The sequence below is a fragment of the Phytobacter diazotrophicus genome, from assembly GCF_052061655.1.
GTDB lineage: Bacteria > Pseudomonadota > Gammaproteobacteria > Enterobacterales > Enterobacteriaceae > Phytobacter > Phytobacter diazotrophicus.
This window is the reverse complement of record NZ_CM125428.1, coordinates 5211615-5231226: the sequence shown is the minus strand read 5'-3', so window position 1 is coordinate 5231226 and position 19612 is coordinate 5211615. Positions and strand designations below refer to the sequence as shown.

The 19612-nt window shown below is 52.9% G+C and carries 16 protein-coding genes and 1 tRNA gene; 8 read left to right on the top strand and 9 right to left on the bottom strand.

The annotated features are described in order from the left end of the window. Both ACS0RQ_RS25320 and yjdP read left to right on the top strand, forming a co-directional pair. Complete coding sequence (locus tag ACS0RQ_RS25320) at positions 1 to 2316, top strand: ATP-binding protein (protein ID WP_039077863.1); 2316 nt, start codon at positions 1 to 3, stop codon at positions 2314 to 2316. A gap of 90 nt (positions 2317 to 2406) precedes the next feature. After that, complete coding sequence (gene yjdP, locus ACS0RQ_RS25315) at positions 2407 to 2727, top strand: DDRRRQL repeat protein YjdP (protein ID WP_271851035.1); 321 nt, start codon at positions 2407 to 2409, stop codon at positions 2725 to 2727. 23 nt (positions 2728 to 2750) lie between these two features. Here yjdP and ACS0RQ_RS25310 read toward each other — a convergent pair whose 3' ends face one another. Further along, a complete protein-coding gene (locus ACS0RQ_RS25310; protein WP_039077861.1) occupies positions 2751 to 3086 on the bottom strand; it encodes a zinc ribbon domain-containing protein YjdM in 336 nt (111 codons plus the stop codon). A 611-nt stretch (positions 3087 to 3697) separates the two neighbouring features. Between ACS0RQ_RS25310 and crfC the strand changes: the two genes are divergently transcribed. After that, positions 3698 to 6043: a clamp-binding protein CrfC gene (gene crfC / locus ACS0RQ_RS25305; RefSeq protein WP_271851575.1), complete on the top strand. Its 2346-nt coding sequence runs from the start codon at positions 3698 to 3700 to the stop codon at positions 6041 to 6043. A gap of 2 nt (positions 6044 to 6045) precedes the next feature. Then, positions 6046 to 6927 (top strand): diguanylate cyclase regulator RdcB family protein, encoded by an 882-nt coding sequence (locus ACS0RQ_RS25300; RefSeq protein ID WP_271851574.1) that lies wholly within the window; start codon positions 6046 to 6048, stop codon positions 6925 to 6927. Between the two features lie 100 nt (positions 6928 to 7027). Here the strand turns inward: ACS0RQ_RS25300 and kdgT are convergent, their stop codons facing one another. After that, positions 7028 to 8026: a 2-keto-3-deoxygluconate transporter gene (gene kdgT, locus ACS0RQ_RS25295; RefSeq protein ID WP_110295192.1), complete on the bottom strand. Its 999-nt coding sequence runs from the start codon at positions 8024 to 8026 to the stop codon at positions 7028 to 7030. 684 nt (positions 8027 to 8710) lie between these two features. Here kdgT and proP point away from each other — a divergent pair. Further along, positions 8711 to 10213 carry a glycine betaine/L-proline transporter ProP gene (proP, locus tag ACS0RQ_RS25290; RefSeq protein ID WP_039077934.1) on the top strand — a complete coding sequence of 501 codons (1503 nt, stop codon included), beginning with the start codon at positions 8711 to 8713 and terminating at the stop codon, positions 10211 to 10213. 36 nt (positions 10214 to 10249) lie between these two features. Here the strand turns inward: proP and ACS0RQ_RS25285 are convergent, their stop codons facing one another. Both ACS0RQ_RS25285 and ACS0RQ_RS25280 read right to left on the bottom strand, forming a co-directional pair. Then, positions 10250 to 11206 carry a nickel/cobalt transporter gene (locus tag ACS0RQ_RS25285; RefSeq protein WP_271851573.1) on the bottom strand — a complete coding sequence of 319 codons (957 nt, stop codon included), beginning with the start codon at positions 11204 to 11206 and terminating at the stop codon, positions 10250 to 10252. A 286-nt stretch (positions 11207 to 11492) separates the two neighbouring features. After that, positions 11493 to 11568 (bottom strand) — tRNA-Phe (locus tag ACS0RQ_RS25280). A gap of 182 nt (positions 11569 to 11750) precedes the next feature. Between ACS0RQ_RS25280 and ACS0RQ_RS25275 the strand changes: the two genes are divergently transcribed. Together ACS0RQ_RS25275 and ACS0RQ_RS25270 are read left to right on the top strand one after the other, a co-directional pair. Further along, complete coding sequence (locus tag ACS0RQ_RS25275) at positions 11751 to 12596, top strand: AraC family transcriptional regulator (protein ID WP_271848609.1); 846 nt, start codon at positions 11751 to 11753, stop codon at positions 12594 to 12596. Between the two features lie 44 nt (positions 12597 to 12640). Further along, positions 12641 to 13237: a LysE family translocator gene (locus tag ACS0RQ_RS25270; protein WP_271848869.1), complete on the top strand. Its 597-nt coding sequence runs from the start codon at positions 12641 to 12643 to the stop codon at positions 13235 to 13237. Here ACS0RQ_RS25270 and ACS0RQ_RS25265 read toward each other — a convergent pair whose 3' ends face one another. From ACS0RQ_RS25265 to aspA, 5 genes are all read right to left on the bottom strand, one after another. Then, positions 13238 to 13813, bottom strand: coding sequence for a transcriptional regulator (locus ACS0RQ_RS25265; RefSeq protein WP_271848610.1), 576 nt, complete (start codon positions 13811 to 13813; stop codon positions 13238 to 13240). It lies immediately after the preceding gene. A gap of 48 nt (positions 13814 to 13861) precedes the next feature. Then, the gene (locus ACS0RQ_RS25260; RefSeq protein WP_334632416.1) at positions 13862 to 15577 is read right to left on the bottom strand and encodes a protein-disulfide reductase DsbD; all 1716 of its coding nucleotides are present in this window, start codon (positions 15575 to 15577) and stop codon (positions 13862 to 13864) included. Continuing rightward, entirely contained in the window at positions 15553 to 15876 is a 324-nt protein-coding gene (cutA, locus tag ACS0RQ_RS25255) for a divalent cation tolerance protein CutA (RefSeq protein ID WP_039077851.1), read from the bottom strand. Before cutA ends, ACS0RQ_RS25260 begins: the two co-directional genes overlap by 25 nt. Positions 15877 to 15957: 81 nt before the next feature. After that, positions 15958 to 17259: an anaerobic C4-dicarboxylate transporter gene (locus tag ACS0RQ_RS25250; protein WP_271848612.1), complete on the bottom strand. Its 1302-nt coding sequence runs from the start codon at positions 17257 to 17259 to the stop codon at positions 15958 to 15960. A 101-nt stretch (positions 17260 to 17360) separates the two neighbouring features. Then, positions 17361 to 18797, bottom strand: coding sequence for an aspartate ammonia-lyase (gene aspA, locus ACS0RQ_RS25245; protein ID WP_039077849.1), 1437 nt, complete (start codon positions 18795 to 18797; stop codon positions 17361 to 17363). A 337-nt stretch (positions 18798 to 19134) separates the two neighbouring features. On the opposite strand from aspA, the gene ACS0RQ_RS25240 reads away from it, so the two are divergent. After that, the gene (locus ACS0RQ_RS25240; RefSeq protein WP_039077848.1) at positions 19135 to 19599 is read left to right on the top strand and encodes an FxsA family protein; all 465 of its coding nucleotides are present in this window, start codon (positions 19135 to 19137) and stop codon (positions 19597 to 19599) included. The last annotated feature ends 13 nt before the right edge of the window (positions 19600 to 19612 follow it).

Sequence of the window (19612 nt, the reverse complement as noted above, 5' to 3'; positions counted from 1 at the left end):
ATGGATATATGGCAATGGTATAACCAATATGAAAGGGATCTTCACGCTGCAGGCCAACCCTATATTACCGATCATTTGAATAAATTGATTAACGCCATTTGTGACGTTAAGCCCGATGTGAGCGAAGCGTTACTGCCGGAAGCGCGATCATTTAAGAAAACGGCCGGGAATCCCTGGCTTGAGGTCTTTATCGGCCACTGGGAGATGCGCCATCGGCTGGGGATGGGCGAAGGCGAGACAGCGCTGGGGGATGCGGTGACCTTCTTTGAGCGTGCCCATCAGCCGGATGCGATTGATTGCCCACAATCCGTTTGCGTGACGCAGGATCTCAGCGATTGCTACGGCAATATCGACGGTCCGGGCTGGGCGGATGAACGTATTGCCGTGTGTCAGGAAACGATGGAGCGGATTACGCCGTTATGGAGCTGCTTCCAGTGCTTATCGGACGAGCAATTCTGTGCCATGGTCGATAAAGGCGAGAAGCAGCAGGCGCTGGATTACATTCGGGGGCAGATAAAGAAAGTACGTGATGCAGGGGAACCTGATGTCACTGGCCTGCTGGAAAACGAAGCCGAAGCATTGATCTATTTGGGGCGCTATGAAGAAGCGCTGGCGGTGATTGAACCCCTCTGCGAACCGGACGAACTGGAAGGCAGCGCCGAACAGATACGGCTTACCCGAATGATGATCCGCGCTGAGGCCTATGCCTGTATGGGGCGGCTGGATGACGCCTGCAACAGCCTTATCCACTGGAAACAACTGCAAACGCGCGGCGTTGTCCGCTGGGTAAGGATCATCGACCAGCTTTGCCGCCACGATGCCTCTTACAACAACTGGCAGACGGGTGTCTCATTACAGCAAATCCTTGAACAGCGTATCGCCCGGCAGGCCTGGCGGGCTGCAATAGATACCGCAATTGTACATATTCGTCTGGCGCTGGCGCGCAATGCGACCTGGATTGCCCGCCGGGCGTTAGGGCAGGCAAAAGCCTGTTTGCCACGTTTACGTAAACAGATGGGGGCCGACCGCGTTCTGGCCGATCTTGAACGTGAGATTGCTGGCATGGAAAAAGAGGTGCTGCTCCCGGTTCCTGCCCATGAGCTGTATGACTGGCTTGACGAGCGCAGCAAACAAAATGAGGCGCGTGACCCTGAACAGGAAGCGGAGTGGCTGAAACTGGCGGCCATGCAGTTGCCTGATAATGAACAACTGGTTGCGCTGGCGTCATCCGCCCTGGAGGCGTGTCATGCTGCTGATGAAGCCATTGCGCTGTTGCAAACCTGGCGGTCACGCCATCCACACACTGAATCTCCTCTTCTGTTCGAGTTGCTGGGTGTGCTGTTGCGTACGCGGCGGTTCGATGAGGTTTTAACCCTCGCTAAGGACTATCACGAGACGCTCCCTCATGTCGCGTACTGGTTCGAAATGCAGGTAGCCTTTGGCAATGAGGATTGGGCGGCGCTGGAATCCCTGAGTGAGTCGATGCTCGCGACGCCAGAAGGCAGCACTAAGATCGCACCGCTGTTAATGGCGAGCCGCGCGGCAATGAAACTGCGCGCCAGCGAGCGGGCTATCCCACGTCTTCAGCGCGCTATTGCGATGCTTGAGGAACAAGAGCAAGAGACAAACAATGTTCTGTGGGATCTGATCACCGCGGCGAGTATTCAGCAAGAGTGGGCGCTGGTGCGTGAGGCCGGAACGAAGCTGGGGATGAAATTCGACAGCGAAGACGGCCCCATTGAAGAAAACTGGGGAGCGGTACGGCTACGTTTCCGGGAAGAGCACGACTACGTTTACTACCTTGCTCAGCGTACCGGGCCTGCGACAGCCAGAGTCTTCCAGCCAGCCTGGCCGAAAGCGCAGCAGCATTTAGGCGACAGCGTAGTATTTGATGTCGAACTGCTCAATACCCCTCCGGAAGATGAAGCCGAGCGGGAGTATTTTATCGGTCTTTATGACGCTGTCGAAATCATTGAAGAGGGTGAATATGCCCCATCATGGTTTGTTGATGGCGTTTATCCGGGCGAGGAGCTGTTTGGGCAGTTTGAGAATAAAGTGCGCGAATTGGGTGGGCAAGTATGGGTGAGTAGCGAAGGCGATTATGAAATAACCGATCGCGAAAATCCTCAAGAGCCGCTGCCTGGCGTGTACTTTAATTTGGCTACGCCGCTTTCGATGCTGCCGCAGGAAGTGGACAGTATGTTGCTCACACTCACACGGGACTGGCCGCATCCGGTGCACTGGCTTGGCGTTGCCATTAAAGGCGGGCTGGATGAACAGCGTCATCGGCAGATTATTGACCGCTACGGTTTGTAACTGTTACCCGGCGTAGTTTGAGATTCCTCCGCTACTCGTGAGAACAGCGCTTGATTAACGTAAAGCCAGCCCACTGTTGAGACTGGCTTTATGAAACGTTACGCAACCCTGCTGTTTATCAGCGCACTCTCTCTTACCAGCCAAATCGCCCGTGCTGATATTGTCGATGACGCCATCGGCAATATTCAGCGGGCAATTAATGATGCGTATCATCCCAGCGATAGCCGCGATGACGATGATCGGCAGTATGATGACGATCGCCATCGTAGTGACGAGCAGAGCAGACGCTATGAAGACCGGCACAGACAGCTTGAAGACCGACGCCGCCAGTTAGATGACCGGCAGCGCCAGCTCGATCAGGAGCGTCGCCAACTGGACGACGAAGAACGCCGACTGGAAGATGAGTTCTAATCCGCAGGCGCGAAAGAGGGCAATCAGTTCTTTTTAACGAACTCGGATTTCAACTTCATTGGGCCAAATCCGTCGATTTTGCAGTCAATGTTATGATCGCCTTCGACCAGACGGATATTCTTCACTTTCGTGCCGATTTTCAGCATGGAAGAACTTCCTTTTACTTTCAGATCCTTAATGACAGTGACGCTGTCGCCATCGGCCAGTAAATTGCCGTTGGCATCTTTGACAATCAGTTCATCACTTTCGGCAGCAGCTTCGTTGTCATTCCATTCATGGGCGCATTCCGGGCAGATGAACATGCCATTATCTTCATAAGCGTATTCGGAATTGCATTTCGGGCAGTTTGGCAGTTGCATGGGGGTATCCTCAAAAAGTACGTATGATGCTGGAAACAGGCCAGCGAAAAAGGCGGTTTATGCCAGAAAAGTCCGCGATTATACAGCATGTCCGTATAATTACTGTTGCTATTCTTTTTTTCAGAAAAAGATAAAAAAGGTGATACAGGTGACATATCCTGTCATTAGCTTAAGCGATGCTAGCTCCAACTGAGTAGGGGTAAATCCTTATGTATGTTATTTAGAATATTTTCGACGGGAAATTGCTACCCATTGCCAATTCAGATAAGGTGAGGTGACGCAACCGGTGTTAATAATTAGCATACTGTCATATCAGCAGGGTCTTCTACCGAAGACAGTTAATTACCTCGCAAATTGGGGGGGTAAATAAATGACGATATATCCTGGTCGTTCTTGAAAATGAGCTACGCTCTCTATCTCCCAGCCATTTTATGTCCGGGACGGCGTGCTCTGTCAGTCTCTACCGAGAAAATGCATTTTTCCTGATTCCCATCAGGCATTTATCTTCTTTAAGATATTTTCCACACGTAATTATAAAAGCCGAAACTTCACAAATAAAACATCACGGCTTAATAAAAGTAAGAAATTTGCGTTAAGGAAAGACTTTTATCATGCACACACAGACAATTTTCGAATTAAGCCAGGAAGCAGAGAGATTGTTACAGCTCTCCTTGCAGAATCTGCAGGCGCTCAAAGCCTTGCCGATTGCAACGCTTGATGAGGCGGCTTCCGGCAAAGCAGATAACGCAAATGTACTGCCATTACATTTTAGTGCTCGCGGCATCGAGACACAGCAAGCCACTCTGCACAACGAATTACGGAAAATCACCCGGCTGGAGATGGTGTTAGCGATCGTCGGGACGATGAAAGCGGGTAAATCGACCACAATCAATGCGATTGTGGGTACTGAGGTTTTGCCTAATCGCAACCGTCCGATGACGGCGCTGCCGACATTAATTCGCCATACGCCGGGCCAGAAAGAGCCTGTACTGCATTTCGCCCATGTAGGGCCAATCGATACGTTGACCCAGCAACTCCAGATGCGGCTTTATACCTATGATCGTGAAAAGCTGGCGCAAAAACTCGAAATCGATAAAGACATGAGTGCCCTGCTCGAACGCATCGCACAAGGGGATGCGTTCGACAAACATTATCTGGGCGCGCAGCCCATTTTCCATTGTTTAAAGAGCCTTAACGATCTGGTGCGCCTGTCGAAAGCGCTGGATGTTGATTTTCCCTTCTCCGCTTACGCCTCCATAGAGAATATCCCGGTTATTGAAGTTGAGTTTGTTCACCTGGCAGGCCTTGAAAATGATCTGGGCCAGTTGACGCTGCTCGACACCCCTGGGCCAAACGAAGCGGGACAGCCGCATCTGCACAAGATGCTCAATGAGCAACTGGCGCGAGCGTCTGCGGTTCTGGCGGTGATGGATTACACCCAGCTTAAATCGATCTCTGATGAAGAGGTGCGCCACGCGATTTCCGCCGTTGGGCGCTCCGTTCCGCTGTATGCGCTGGTTAATAAATTCGATCAGAAAGACCGTAACAGCGATGACGAAGAACAGGTGCGGGCGCTGATCGCCGGGACATTAATGAAAGGCTACATTAATCCGACGCAGATTTTCCCCGTCTCCTCGATGTGGGGCTATCTGGCGAACCGCGCCCGCCATGAAATCAAACAACAGGGGAAATTACCCGACCCGCAAGAGCAGCGTTGGGTGCAGGATTTTGCCGAAGCGGCGCTGGGCCGACGCTGGAGAATGGCTGACCTGGATGATGTCGAGCATATCCATCACGCCGCCGATCTGTTGTGGGAAGATTCGCTGTTTGAGCAACCTATTCGCAAGCTGTTGCATGCTGCACATGCCAACGCGTCGCTGTATGCCCTGCGTTCGGCGTCGCATAAGCTGCTTAACTACGCCCAGAGCGCCCGGGAATATCTTGATTTCCGCTATCAAGGGCTGACGGTTGCGTTTGAGAACCTTGAGCACAATATCAGCCGCCTTGAAGAAGATATGACGCTACTGAAAAGCTGTCAGGAGCGCGTCAGCGATGAGATTGATCATGAGGTGGATGAAGCGCTGGCGGCGGCGGACCTCTTCATTAATAGCCAGCAAGTGGAAATCGTTGGAGCCATTAATGCCTGGTTTAGTGATGGCAGGATCATGGAAATGGCCAACGAAAGTCAGGCCGACCTGCGTCTTGATGCGGGAGTTTCGCCAGGCCAACTGGTGCTGGAAGATGAGGGGCAGGCGCAGATTGTGCTGAGCAAAATGCGCTCCTCCTGCGAAGCGATTTTTGTCACCGCGCAGGAGAAGATCGGTCGCGAACTGGCGATGCGTTTTGACCAACTGGAAAATACCCTGACCCGCTCACTCAATGATGCGATGCGCCCGATCGAGATGCGCATTAAAGAAGAGCTCAGCCACGCGGGTTTCCGGGCGCGTATTAGTTTCCCGGCCTTCCAGGCAAGCGCACTCAATTTTAATACTCGCCAGCTCTTTACCAACGCTATTGCGCCGGAAGACACCCCGGCAGGGCAGGTGCCGCGTAGCGGAAGTGTACGGGAAACGGTTTCTCGGTGGTTAAATAATCCGAGCTGGGGGTGGGATGATTATGTGGTGACCCGTACCCGCTATGTCATTGATGTGGCGTCATTGCATACCAAGCTCATCCAGCATGTTGCTCATTTTTGTGAACAAATTCGTAAAGCTTTGGCTGCGCAGGTCGATGTTTCTGTTACGGCGGGAATGGCAACCTTCTTTGCCGAGTTCTCGCTGAGCCTGGCGGGGCTACAAGATAGTTTGCGTGACAGTTTGGCGATTCGTCAGCAAAACGAGTCGTCAGTGTTAGCATTGCGGCAGCACCTGCGACACTGCATCAAAACCGCTAACTGGATTCAGGAAGATGCACGTCTTTTACGCGATGATATACAAACACTATTCGCAGCAGAGTAATTATGAAAAATCGACTACTGGAAGGGCCTGGGCGAACGCTTGAGTGCATTCATCCGAAGTTCATTGTGGATTTAGTGCAGGGGGCAGATGCGCCTCGCCAGAGTCAGATTGTGCCCCAACAGCAGTTGTTTCGTGAAAGACTGACCCAGGAAGTAATGGCGCAAACCCAACTGCGTCCGTGGGCTATGTCCGGCGTATTAAATGAGAATGACTCTTTGCGTCTGGGGCTTGCGGAAAAGCTCGCCAGTATGCTCGACCCCGGTCATCTTGCGCTGACGCGTATCACCCAGCGTCTGGTCTCATTACAGCAGGCTGAGCAGCGCCGCCCCGCGACCAACACTTCGGGCAATCAACAACAATATGATGAGTTAATTGAGCACTTTAGCCAACGGGCGAACTGGAAAGAGAAAGCGCTCGGCCAGCGTGGCTTAACGGTACAGGCGGGAAATCACAGCGAACAAATTTTTACCCGCTGGCGTGCCGGGAATTATAACGGCTGGTCGATGGCGGGGCGCTGCTATGTTGCGCTGGAAGAATTACGCTGGGGCGCTTTTGGCGACGCCTGCCGCCTGGCGAGCAGCGAGGTGGCTTCCATGCTGAAAGATAACCTGCGTGCGATGGCCTCTGATTTTCTGGCGCAGGGTATTAATGCTGCGCCTGCTACCCGCCATTTTTATCACCAGTGGCTGACAACGCCTGCGACACCGGGCCTGATGGATTATAAAGATCTGCTGGGCTGGCTTGGCGACTGGTGCGATGCGGATCGTCACCCTATTTGCTGGTCGGTGACCCAAAGCTGGCAGACAGTCGCGTTAGGTATGCCAAGGCTTTGTTCGGCATCGCGCTTAGCCACTGCCATGGTGGACGAGATTTTCGGTGAGTAAAAAGGTGTGTCCTGCAATTAACCAATGTTGATGGCTAATTGCAGGACATAGCGACAAACAGGCAAAGAGAAGCCCCCGGCGTGTCACGTCGGGGGCTTTTTTAATGATTGAGCGATGCGGCGGGGTTGTCTGCCGCTTTTGTCGTTTCAGGAACCTCGCCAAACCGTCTGGCGTACAGTGCGGTGATGATGGGCACCAGAATCGCCGTTACAATCACGCTTGCTGCCACCAGCGCCGTTGCTGAGGCGGCTACCGGTTCAAACGCCGGGTTGATTTGGGCAATGATCACCGGGTTTGCTACCGCAGCTCCGGCTGCCGATGAGGCGGCGACACCTGCCGTACCGTTACCCCCACCAATGACTTTGTCGGCAATAATTAGCGGAATACCAGTGATGATGATAACCGCGATACCCAGGAAGATACCCAGCAGACCGGTATCGAGAATCACTTTCAGGTTGATGGTATTACCCAGCGCGAAGCCGAAGAACGGGATCAGTACCGGTGTAGCTTTACTAAAGAACGCGCGCAGGTCGTGGTCGAGGTTGCCCAGAACAAAGCCAATCAGAAACGGCAGTACAGCTCCGATAAAGTGGTGCGGTTCGAAGGATGCCAGGCCCGCAGATCCCAGAATGACCATGGTCATCAGTGGGCCGGATTCCAGCGACATCAGCACGAATGCGCCTGATTCTTCTTTGGTGCCGTACTGGTTCATCAGGCTGGCATACAGGCCGCCGTTGGTCATGTCCATCGCGGAAACGATAGCCAGTACGGAGATACCGGCGAAGAAACCAGTCTGAATACCGCCTTCCGGGATAAAGGTGGCGGCGATCATTGCCACTACCCAGGCAACGGCGATTTTTGTCAGTACCAGCGTGCCGGATTTGCGTAAGACGGTCCCGGTGGCGCGTAAATCAATTGACGCGCCGATACAGAAAAACCAAACGGCAAGAATAGGTACCGTACCTGTGATCATGCCCTTGGTGAAAGAACCGAAATAAGCGCCTGTATTAGGTGCCAGCGTATTTAAAATTGCCCCAAGCAGCAAAGGTATTAACATCATCCCACCGGGGATGCGTTCAATGGTGGCTTTGATTTTCATTATGAATCCTCATATCTCATCATGTGCAATGACCGAGAAAATAAAAACATGCTATTCAATGAGTTAAACCTTCCTGGTTTGAATTTGTTCAATGTCCGGAGCTGTTGTTCCTTTCCGGAGAGCACCCTCGCTATCCTTGTCTGTTTTGTGTCTGGACGTATGATGCGATCATTGGAATATCGATTCAATGAAAATAAAACAATGTTTTAGTTATCTTCATCACATATTCCGTGTAAAGATTTATATGTGAACAATTAAATAACTTTGCGTTACATAGTTTCTGTAAAAAGGTGAATGGATACAGCTAGCAGAATAATAATCACGGGGGGTATGGCATATCAGTATAAATAGCAACTGCGGGCATTCTATAAGTTAAAAACGTTTTTTCTCGTTAAGTAAAACGCAGTTCCGATGGAAAGATATGTGGATTGCCAGAATTGTGGGTGTTATCACAGGGATATTTTGTGTGAAGTTGATCACGTTTTTAAACCCTGTTAGGGTAAAAGGCGGTTAAACAACGCTCTGCCAGGCGTCAACAGGTTCGGTTGTACAGGCTGTAACCAGCCAGTGTAAGTAAACCTGCTACGCTTGAACAAGGTAAGTCGGTATGAACGGCTTAATACGCGCAATGCTGGTATGGCATATCAAATGCGCGGTTCAGGGCGAAAGTCAAAAGAGGACATCATGTTAAAAAGGAAGAAAGTTAAACCTATTACACTGCGCGATGTAACCATCATTGATGACGGTAAGTTGCGAAAAGCAATAACTGCCGCTTCACTCGGTAACGCGATGGAATGGTTTGATTTTGGCGTATATGGGTTCGTAGCTTACGCACTGGGTAAAGTGTTTTTTCCTGATGCCAACCCCAGTGTGCAAATGATTGCCGCGCTGGCGACCTTCTCCGTTCCGTTCCTGATTCGCCCGCTGGGTGGTTTGTTTTTCGGGATGCTTGGCGACAAATATGGACGGCAGAAAATCCTCGCTATAACCATAGTGATCATGTCCGTCAGTACATTCTGTATTGGGCTTATTCCCTCGTATGCCTCTATTGGTATTTGGGCACCTATCCTGCTCTTGCTGTGCAAAATGGCACAGGGGTTCTCAGTGGGCGGGGAATACACCGGCGCATCGATTTTCGTAGCGGAATACTCCCCGGACCGTCGACGCGGTTTTCTGGGCAGTTGGCTTGATTTTGGTTCGATAGCGGGATTCGTTATCGGTGCGGGCGTCGTTGTGCTTATCTCCACGGTCGTCGGTGAAGAAAACTTCCTCAGTTGGGGCTGGCGTATTCCCTTCTTCCTGGCGTTGCCACTGGGGATAATCGGTCTGTATTTGCGCCATGCGCTGGAAGAGACTCCGGCGTTTCAGCAGCATGTGGATAAACTGGAGCAGGGCGATCGCGAAGGGCTGCAAAACGGCCCGAAAGTCTCTTTCAAAGAGATTGCGACAAAGCACTGGCGTAGTTTGCTGATCTGTATCGGTATGGTGATTGCGACCAACGTCACCTATTACATGTTGTTGACGTACATGCCGAGCTATCTGTCGCATAACCTGAACTATTCAGAAGACCACGGCGTGCTGATTATTATCGCGATTATGGTCGGTATGCTGTTTGTTCAGCCTGTGATGGGCTTACTCAGCGACCGTTTTGGCCGCCGTCCGTTTATTATTCTGGGGAGTGTGGCGCTGTTTGCGCTGTCCATTCCGGCATTTATCTTGATCAACAGCAACGTGACGGGGCTGATTTTCGCGGGATTGCTGATGCTGGCCGTGATTCTAAACTGTTTCATTGGCGTGATGGCATCGACCTTGCCGGCAATGTTCCCGACGCACATTCGTTATAGCGCACTGGCGAGTGCCTTTAACATTTCGGTGCTGGTGGCTGGTCTGACCCCGACACTGGCCGCCTGGCTGGTTGAAAGTACGCAGAACCTGATGATGCCAGCTTATTATCTGATGGTTGTTGCGGTGATTGGCCTGATCACTGGGCTTACGATGAAGGAGACGGCGAACCGCCCATTAAAAGGTGCGACGCCTGCGGCCTCCGATATCCAGGAGGCAAAAGAGATCCTGCGCGAACATCACGATAATATTGAACAGAAAATCGAAGACATCGATGCGGAAATTGCTGAGCTACAGGCGAAACGCTCACGCCTTGTCGACCAGCACCCACGGATTAACGAGTAGCAGATAAAGCCCGGTTAACGTACCGGGCTTTTTTTATCAGCAACCCGCAGCAATATAATCACCGCCAGGACTGACCGGAACGACGGTTAAGAACAACACCACGGCGAACAAAATCAGCGCCAGGCCACCGACGATATTCAGTGCCGGTACCAGCCATGGCATGCTGCCGCTCTCCTCACCAAAAAAGGTAACCGTCCGGTTGCGGGCATAACGCACTGCCAGTGACAGACCCATAATCGACAATGCGGTACCGAATGCCATTGTCATTACGGCTGCGATCCCCCAGCTCACAATGCCCAGCGCGTTAGAAAAGAGCAAAATCATGATTGCGCCGCTGCAGGGGCGTGCGCCAATGGCGAGTATGACACCCAGACGTGTTTTCCAGTCGCCTTGCGTACTGATTCCTACTCCGTGATTTCCGCAGCCACAGTCGTCAGAATGCCGGTGAGATAAAGGCCTCATCGCAGTGATTTTCATTTTCTGCGGTTTGATGGTTTTTATCGCTTTGACGATGAGCCAGACGCCAAACCCACCCACCATAAATGCGCTGATTTTCTCAACGTACCAGCGACGCTCACTGAGATCGCCGGAGGCGAGGTTAAAACCAACCGCGAGGATGAAGACAAAAAGAATGGCGCTCACACCTTGCATCAGGCTGCCAAGAAACGGGATGACGCGGGCGGCGGTTTGGCTCTCCTGGTTGGTGCTGAGATAGGTTGTGACGATAAATTTTCCGTGACCCGGCCCAACCGCATGTAACACGCCATAAAAGAACGAACCGGTCAGTAGCCACAGTCCCCCGGCATACTGATGGTTATTCAGTTGCAGCAGGTACATCACCAGATAACGATGCAGCGTAATCTGGGTTGCCAGGCACCACTGGATAAAGGCATTCCAGTGCGCATGCAGCGTGAAGGCGGCGGCCAGCAATAACATCACTGCTGCGATGGCGCCGGGCAGACGCCATTGACGGGTAAGCGTTTGGGTTGTCATAAGCTTTAGGGGAATGGTTAAAGCATGACCGCAGTATAGGTGCTGCTTGTGGGGAGCTCCAGCCAGAGGGGAAATATGCGGCTCGGGAGGTGGGTTCCGTTCACCTTACGTTCATGGCGAAATACACGCTCTGTGTTGTCGCTGTGGTTGCCATGCGGCAAAACGATTATTCGTGGCTAAAAAAGGTGGAAGACATTCACCGTATCTACAAAACGAACGGAGTTCGATGGAGAGTCCGGTTGTAGAAAAGCAAAAACCCAGCCATAGGCTGGGTTCTCTGAATAAGTGGTGCCCGGACTCGGAATCGAACCAAGGACACGGGGATTTTCAATCCCCTGCTCTACCGACTGAGCTATCCGGGCAACGGGGCGCATTAAACCCTAATCAATGTAATGCGTCAACTCTATTTCAAAAAATGCTGTTCAGTTGCTCAAGTTTGCGGCAGTCTGAGTGATTCTGCGCCACAAAATGGCGTATTGCACAAATCTTCCAGATTTTTTCCGCACGGGGGAGTAATGCTGTTCCCGGGGATTTCGGAGGCAATATGGCTAATGACTGGCTGGAACTGCGGCAACATGCGGACACCGGCATCGAAACAATTCGCGCCCACTTTGAAGGCCATGCGTACGATCCGCACTGGCACGACAGCTATCTGGTGGGTATCACCCTCAGCGGAACGCAGGAATTTCATTGCCGTCGTGAACGTCATCGCAGCACGCCGGGAGATGCCTTCTTACTCGAGCCTGGTGAAATTCACGATGGTGACGCGCCGGTTGAAGGCGGTTTTACCTACCTGACATTCTACCTTGATGAAGCGTGGCTCAGTTCTACCCTTCGGGGGTTGTACGAGTCCGTCCCTTCCAGTTATTCGCTGCATTTTTCCCGCACGATGGCGCGCGAGCCAATGCTTGCTGGCGCGATCGCCAGGACCTTTCATTCACTGCACAGCGAAGAGATGCGCATTGTGCAGCAAAGCACCATGGATGATCTGCTCGGGCAGCTTACCCGGCACAGCCAGTGGCGCAAGCGCCTGCCGTCGCATCTGCAAAGCGCAGCGGTGGCCCATCGCGCACGGGACTATTTGCATGCCCATATGGGGGAAAACATCGGCCTGTCCGATCTGGCCCGCGAAACGGGTACCGACCGCTTTACCCTGACCCGTTGTTTTAAGCGCGAATTTCATCTCTCCCCCCATGCCTGGCTTATTCAACTGCGGCTGGCCAATGCCCGAAGCAAGCTGGCGCGCGGCGAACAACCGGCGGACGTGGCGGCTGCGCTGGGCTTTGCCGATCAAAGCCATCTGGGACGCTGGTTCCAGCGGGCATATCGGCTATCGCCAGCCCACTACCGGAAACTTTGCACAAATCTTCCAGACGACATCCGTAAATAACGCCAAAGTCACAGGACGGAGAATAAGGAGTCCCGACTGTGAACATGCTCTACAGCTACCTGCCATTTATGTTGTTTGCCTTTGTGGCGTCGATAACGCCCGGCCCGACCAATATTCTGATCCTTGCCAGCAGCCAACGCTATGGCATCAGGGCCACGCTACCGGCGGTGCTCGGGGCATGTGTGGCAGCAAGCCTTATTGTGTTTATCTCCGGGGCGGGGGCAGGAGAGATACTGCGAGGGTATCCGTTGCTGCGTGAGGGGATGAGTTGGGCCGGTGCATTATGGCTAAGCTGGATAAGCTGGCAGCTCTTTACCGCCCCGGCAGCGGATCTGAACGAGAAGAGTGGTGAACCCTTTAGCGGCAAAGCGGCGGCCATGTTGCAGCTAATTAATCCCAAAACCTGGATGATGGCGCTGGCCGTGGTCAGCCTGTTTGCCCCGAACGGCGCGCATCCCGTGCGCGAAGTGTCATTTTTGTCACTGAGCTTCCTGCTCATTTCGGTGCTCTGCCTGGGCGCGTGGACACTACTGGGCAAAGCGGTAAACCGGCTCTTTCGCAGTGCGGCATCGCTGATTTGGTTTCAACGGGCGATGGCGCTTTGCCTGCTGGTTTCAGCCTGGGCCGGGTTTATGCACTGATCAGGTCAATGCACCGCCCGTGCGACAACATGCAAAACGAAGAATATCTTCTGCCAGTTGTCGGGCGGTATCGACGTCGGTCTGGCTGCGATTGACCAGCATCCTGCTTAGACAACCCTCCAGCACCAGCTCCATCTGTTTCGCGACCATTGTCGGGTCGTCCACTTCCAGTTGGGTTAACAGGTCATGGGTGAAGTTAAAGGCCGCCTGCTTTTGCTGATCCGCCAGTTGGTGTATCGGATGGTCCGGGTCGGGGTAAAAGGTGCAGGCGGCGATAAACAGGCAGCCCGGATAGCGATTGTTACTAACGCAATCCGTCAACGCCCCATAACGCGCCAGCAATTTTTGCTCTTTTGTCAGCTCTTCATCGAGTAATAACTGCCTGCGCCAGATATCAACCTGCTGGCTGAGATAGCGTAGCGCATCGTAAAACAGCGCTTCTTTATCCGGCCAGAAACGCAAAAACTCCTCTAACGGGTAGTCAATACGCTCCGCGACCATTTCCGGCGTGGTGTCAGCAATCCCTCTTAATTCAAATAATTGAAGTGTCTGACTTAAAACATCTTCACGTTGCACGGTAAGTTCCTCCGTTGTCAGAAGCCTGCGTCCCAAACCAAGTGTTGTTTACGGTGTGTGATTGCGCAAATGTGTCGTAAAGGCAGGTGCATCCATAAACCCCGTGACCCGCTGTGCCGGTTGCTCGTGGCCTTGCGCATCAAAAAACACAATGGTGGGTAAGCCCAGAACCTGTAAATGGTGCAGCAGCGCTTGATCCTGCGCGTTATTGGCGGTGACATCCGCCTGTAATAACACGGAATTTTTTAATGCTGCCTGAACCCGCGTATCGCTAAAGGTGTACTTCTCAAACTCTTTGCACGCCACGCACCAGTCGGCGTAAAGATCCAGCATCACCGGGCGACCTTTGGCCTGTGCCAGCGCCTGATTAAGGTCATCCACGGTTTTGATGGCAGTAAACGGCAGATGCGCCTGGTTTTGCGCCGTTGGCTGACCAAAGGCCCAGTCCTGCAAGGGACGAGCGCAAACCAGCGCCACACCTAACAGGACGATTTGCACAATTCGCATCACCGGGCGGGTTGCGCCGAAGCTGGCAATAAAGGCCCAGGTGAAAAAGGCGACGCCGAGCAGCGACCATAAGCGTAAACCCCAGTTATCACCCAAGACTCGCTCGAGCAGGAAAACAGGTAACGCCAGGATCACAAAGCCAAAGGCGATTTTGACCTGCGCCATCCACGGGCCGCTTTTGGGCAGCAGGCGGTTGCCAAAGACGGTAACCAGAATCAGCGGCAATCCCATCCCCAGGGCATACAGATACAGCGTGCCGCCGCCAAGCCACAGATTACCGCTTTGGGCGATATAGAGCAGGATGGCGCTCAGCGGCGCTGTGGTGCAAGGGGAACAAATCAGCCCGGCAATCGCCCCCATAGCAAACACACCGCCTGCGGAACCACCTTGTTGGCGGTTGCTCATCAGCGTTAAGCGGGTTTGCAGCGAGGAGGGCAATTGCAGGGTGAACAGGCCAAACATCGACAGCGCCAGCACAAGAAAGACCACCGACAGGCCAATCAGCACGTACGGATGCTGGAGTGCTGCCTGGAACTGGAGCCCGGCCGCCGCCACGACAAGGCCCAGCGCGGTATAGGTCAGCGCCATGCCCTGCACATAGATAAATGCCAGAAGCAGCGCGCGGGGCGTTGAAAGGCGTTGTTTGCCCCCCAGCACGATGCCTGAGATTAGCGGGTACATCGGTAAGACGCAGGGGGTGAAGGCCACGCCAATACCAATCAGCAGCGCCCAAAGGGCGGAGAAGGGCAGCGCGGCTGGAGCCGTATCGTCATTGCCCCTCACCACGGCCCTCTCCCCGGAGGGCCGAGGGGGGATGGATTGGGCAGTGGCTTTCACCTCACTCAACGGAATAACTTTTGTCTCTGGCGGGTAACAGAACCCGGCGTCCGCACAGCCCTGGTAGATCACCGTCAGGGTCGCGCCTTTTGCCGCCTCGGTGATGGTCACCGGCAGGTGCAACTGTTGGCGATAAATCTCGCTCTTGCCATAAAACTCATCGTTATGCGGCTCGCCGAAAGGCAGTTGTGGCGGTGTGATCTCCGCCTGCTGCGCAGTGAGTTTGATTTGCTGGCGATAGAGGTAATAGCCCTCTTTCACCTGCCAGTTCAGCTTGAGTTCATTTTCCTGTTGCTGGAAATCAAACATAAAGGCCTGATCGGACGGAACAAAACTGGACCGTCCGGGAGCGTCAAATAGCCCGGCAAGGGCCGGTGTGCTGCATAACAGCAGAATCAGCGTAAGGATGCGTTGAGCCATGAGAGGTAATCAAAATCTCCGTGAGTAACCGGTATAGCGAGTAATTCTGGGGTCTGATAAGGATGATGCGATTTTATGCAGGCGAAGAGATCTTCAAGATGTGCAACGTCGGTTTTAAGCAACAACTGTACTTCATATTCCTGTTCCAGCTTCCCCTCCCAGTAGTACATAGAGGTGGCGCCGGGGAGGAGGGTCACGCAGGCAGCCAGTTTATCGGCCAGCGCTTTGGCGGCCAGCTCCTGGGCTGTCGCTTCATCCGGGGCGGTACAGAGCACAACAACAGTATCAGGCGTGTTCATCGTTAACCTCTTCGCAGCGAAAAGGGGACTATATCACGCACAAGAAAAACGGGCCGCAGTGCGGCCCGTTTTTAACCACTTTTACAACAGAATACCGCCAATTACGAAACCGAGTATCACGCACAGGGTGATGGCGATAACGCCCGGAACCAAAAAGGCATGGTTAAACACATACTTGCCGATACGCGTTGAACCCGTATCGTCCATTTCCACCGCCGCAAGAAGCGTTGGGTAGGTTGGCAGGACGAACAATGCGGATACCGCAGCAAACGATGCCACGGCGGTCAGCGGGCTGACACCCAGCATCAGTGCCGCAGGCATCAGCGCTTTCGCGGTTGCTGCCTGAGAGTAAAGCAGGGTAGAGGCGAAAAACAGCACCACCGCCAGCAGCCACGGGTAGCTGTTGAGCAGGTTGCCGGCCACGGTCTGGATATCCTGAATGTGGTTTTTCACAAAGGTATCGCCCAGCCACGCTACGCCCAGGACGCAAATACAGGCGCTCATACCCGATTTAAAGGTGCTGGCGTTGAGAATGTCGCCCGTGTTGATTTTACAGGTCAGGCAAATCAGCGTGGCGATGGTTAACATGAACACCACAATCGCTTCGTTACGTGGCAATACCGGGTTCGTAATAAGACCTACGTTCGGACTGATTGCCGTGGCGTACAGCATGACAGCGATAATCCCAACCAGGAACAGCAGCACGGAACGTTTGGCATGCGGTTTCATCTCGAAAACTTTGCTGCCGCGCAGTTTGACTTCCCCTCTTGCCAGACGCTCCTGGTAAACCGGATCATCTTTCAACTCAGCGCCGAGGAAGTTACACACAATAGCCGTCAGCATAACGGCGATCAGCGTAACAGGAATACAGACCGCCAGCAGCGTCAGATAACTCACACCGAGCGGTTCCAGAATGCCAGCAAAAAAGACGACAGCCGCAGAGATGGGGGAGGCGGTAATAGCGATTTGCGAAGCCACGACGGCAATGGAGAGTGGACGGGAAGGTCGAATCCCTTGCTCTTTCGCCACTTCGGTAATGACCGGCAGCGTAGAAAACGCCGTATGACCGGTACCCGCCAGGATGGTCATAAACCAGGTGACCAGCGGGGCGAGAAAAGTAATGTATTTCGGATGACGGCGCAGCATACGCTCCGCAAGACTCACCAGGTAATCCATGCCCCCTGCCACCTGCATCGCGGCAATAGAGGCGATAACCGCCATGATGATTTCAATCACATCGAAGGGTATAGCGCCGGGTTTGATTTGAAAAAAGAGTGTCAGTACAAGCACCCCGAAACCACCGGCAAAACCGATGCCGATACCGCCGAGTCTGGCCCCCAGGTAAATAGCAAGCAGGACGAGTACAAGTTCTGCAGCAAACATAATTGCCTTCCTTGTTGATGAAATGAGAATGATTTTTTTTACTGCAGGCTAAAAAAAAGGCACGTCAGAGCTGACGTGCCTTGTGGCTTTAGCCGTCAGTGTTACTGTTCGCTTTCATCGGTATAACGCTTCGCCTTATAGGCCGGATGCATCAGGTTCTGTGCGGAGAAAATGTCATCCAGCTCCGCTTCCGTCAGCAGACCGCGCTCCAGCACGACCTCGCGCACACTCTTGCCCGTTTCGGCGCAGATTTTGCCGACGATGTCACCGTTATGGTGGCCAATAAACGGGTTGAGGTAGGTCACAATACCAATCGAGTTATAGACATAGCCTTCACATACAGACTTGTTAGCCGTGATACCGCTGACGCATTTTTCCAGCAGGTTGTAGCAGGCGTTGGTCAGAATGTGGATGGATTCAAACATGGCCTGGCCAATCACCGGCTCCATCACGTTCAACTGTAACTGGCCCGCTTCGGACGCCATGGTCACGGTGGTGTCGTTACCGATGACTTTGAAGCATACCTGGTTCACCACTTCCGGCACGACCGGGTTCACTTTAGCCGGCATGATGGACGAGCCTGCCTGCAGTTCTGGCAGGTTGATTTCGTTCAGACCCGCACGTGGACCCGAAGAGAGCAGACGCAGGTCATTACAGATTTTGGACATTTTGACGGCCAGGCGTTTCAGCGCGCTGTGTACCATCACGTAAGCACCGCAGTCGGAGGTCGCTTCAATCAGGTCTTCTGCCGGTACTACAGGCAGGTTGCTCACTTCCGCCAGTTTTTGCACTGCCAGTTGCTGGTAGCCATCCGGGGTGTTCAGACGTGTACCGATAGCCGTTGCGCCGAGGTTCACTTCCAGCAGCAGCTCAGAGGTGCGCAGCAGATTTTTCGTCTCTTCATTCAGCAGTACGTTGAAGGCGTGGAATTCTTGTCCCAGCGTCATCGGAACGGCGTCCTGCAACTGCGTACGGCCCATTTTCAGGATGTCACGGAACTCATCCGCTTTGTGTTCAAAACCTTCACCTAACTGAGTGATGGCATCGACCAGCTTGAGGATGGAGGTATACACCGCGATACGAAAACCGGTCGGGTAGGCGTCGTTGGTGGACTGGCATTTGTTGACGTGGTCGTTCGGGTTGAGGTACTGGTATTCCCCTTTCTGGTGGCCCATGAGCTCCAGACCGATGTTTGCCAGTACTTCGTTGGTGTTCATGTTTACTGATGTCCCTGCGCCGCCCTGATAGACGTCGACCGGGAACTGGTCCATGCATTTGCCGTTATTCAGGACTTCATCACATGCCGCCACGATGGTGTTCGCAATGCTCTTAGGGATGGTTTGCAGCTCCTTGTTGGCCAGAGCAGCCGCTTTTTTCACCATTACCATTCCCCGGACAAACTCCGGGATGTCGCTGATTTTGCTGTTACTAATGTAGAAGTTCTCAATCGCTCTAAGAGTATGTACACCATAATAGGCATCCGCTGGTACTTCCCTTGTGCCCAACAAATCTTCTTCGATACGAATGTTGTTTAACATGTGAACCTTCTTTATCAAGCTACGAATGAATACACCAAACACACAGTATATATGTGGTTATGTGTGATTTCGGGCCGACGATTATCCCCTTAATCGGCCAGATATCTGCGATCATATGCTGATCCGAGCGAAAAGCCGTAATCTGGATCACTTATTATCTTAGCCGCTTTATCAGAATCATTAATCTGTGAAATGAATCACCGCTATCGCAGCGCTGGAAAAAATAGTTTCCGTGGAAAATTGAATTTTCCGGCGGTCGTCACCATCTCAGTAACTATGCGAATCGCAAAAATTTACCGACAGGCGCCAGTGGCGTCTGTTCACTGAGGAGAAACCAGTGCGCTGGATACCGCTGATTGCTGTTTTTTTATACGTCTACATCGAGATATCGATTTTCATTCAGGTGGCGCATGTGTTTGGCGTGCTGATGACGCTTATCCTGGTCATTTTTACTTCGGTTATCGGGATGTCTCTGGTGCGTAATCAGGGCTTCAAAAACTTTCTGTTGATGCAGCAAAAGCTGGCGACAGGGGAAAGCCCGGCGGCCGAGATGATTAAAAGCGTGTCGCTGATTATTGCAGGCTTACTGCTGGTGCTGCCGGGGTTCTTTACCGATTTCCTCGGCTTACTGCTGCTGTTGCCGCCGGTACAAAAACATCTGACGCTTAAGCTGATGCCGCATTTACGTTTTTCCCGTATGCCGGGCGGCGGCTTTAGCACCGGGCCTGGTAATACGTTTGAAGGGGAGTACCAGCGCAAGGATGATCAGCGCGACCGCCTGGATAACAAAGACGATCGCTAAACATTTTGTAGCC

Excerpts from the sequence above, each read along its gene's own strand:
- ACS0RQ_RS25260 (WP_334632416.1), bottom strand. The coding sequence starts at position 15,577 with ATGGCTCAACGCATCCTTACGCTGATTCTGCTGTTATGCAGCACACCG.
- ACS0RQ_RS25285 (WP_271851573.1), bottom strand. The coding sequence starts at position 11,206 with ATGACAACCCAAACGCTTACCCGTCAATGGCGTCTGCCCGGCGCCATC.
- yjdP (WP_271851035.1), top strand. The coding sequence starts at position 2,407 with ATGAAACGTTACGCAACCCTGCTGTTTATCAGCGCACTCTCTCTTACC.
- proP (WP_039077934.1), top strand. The coding sequence starts at position 8,711 with ATGTTAAAAAGGAAGAAAGTTAAACCTATTACACTGCGCGATGTAACC.
- ACS0RQ_RS25310 (WP_039077861.1), bottom strand. The coding sequence starts at position 3,086 with ATGCAACTGCCAAACTGCCCGAAATGCAATTCCGAATACGCTTATGAA.
- crfC (WP_271851575.1), top strand. The coding sequence starts at position 3,698 with ATGCACACACAGACAATTTTCGAATTAAGCCAGGAAGCAGAGAGATTG.
- ACS0RQ_RS25270 (WP_271848869.1), top strand. The coding sequence starts at position 12,641 with ATGCTCTACAGCTACCTGCCATTTATGTTGTTTGCCTTTGTGGCGTCG.
- ACS0RQ_RS25320 (WP_039077863.1), top strand. The coding sequence starts at position 1 with ATGGATATATGGCAATGGTATAACCAATATGAAAGGGATCTTCACGCT.
- ACS0RQ_RS25275 (WP_271848609.1), top strand. The coding sequence starts at position 11,751 with ATGGCTAATGACTGGCTGGAACTGCGGCAACATGCGGACACCGGCATC.
- kdgT (WP_110295192.1), bottom strand. The coding sequence starts at position 8,026 with ATGAAAATCAAAGCCACCATTGAACGCATCCCCGGTGGGATGATGTTA.
- cutA (WP_039077851.1), bottom strand. The coding sequence starts at position 15,876 with ATGAACACGCCTGATACTGTTGTTGTGCTCTGTACCGCCCCGGATGAA.
- ACS0RQ_RS25300 (WP_271851574.1), top strand. The coding sequence starts at position 6,046 with ATGAAAAATCGACTACTGGAAGGGCCTGGGCGAACGCTTGAGTGCATT.
- aspA (WP_039077849.1), bottom strand. The coding sequence starts at position 18,797 with ATGTTAAACAACATTCGTATCGAAGAAGATTTGTTGGGCACAAGGGAA.
- ACS0RQ_RS25250 (WP_271848612.1), bottom strand. The coding sequence starts at position 17,259 with ATGTTTGCTGCAGAACTTGTACTCGTCCTGCTTGCTATTTACCTGGGG.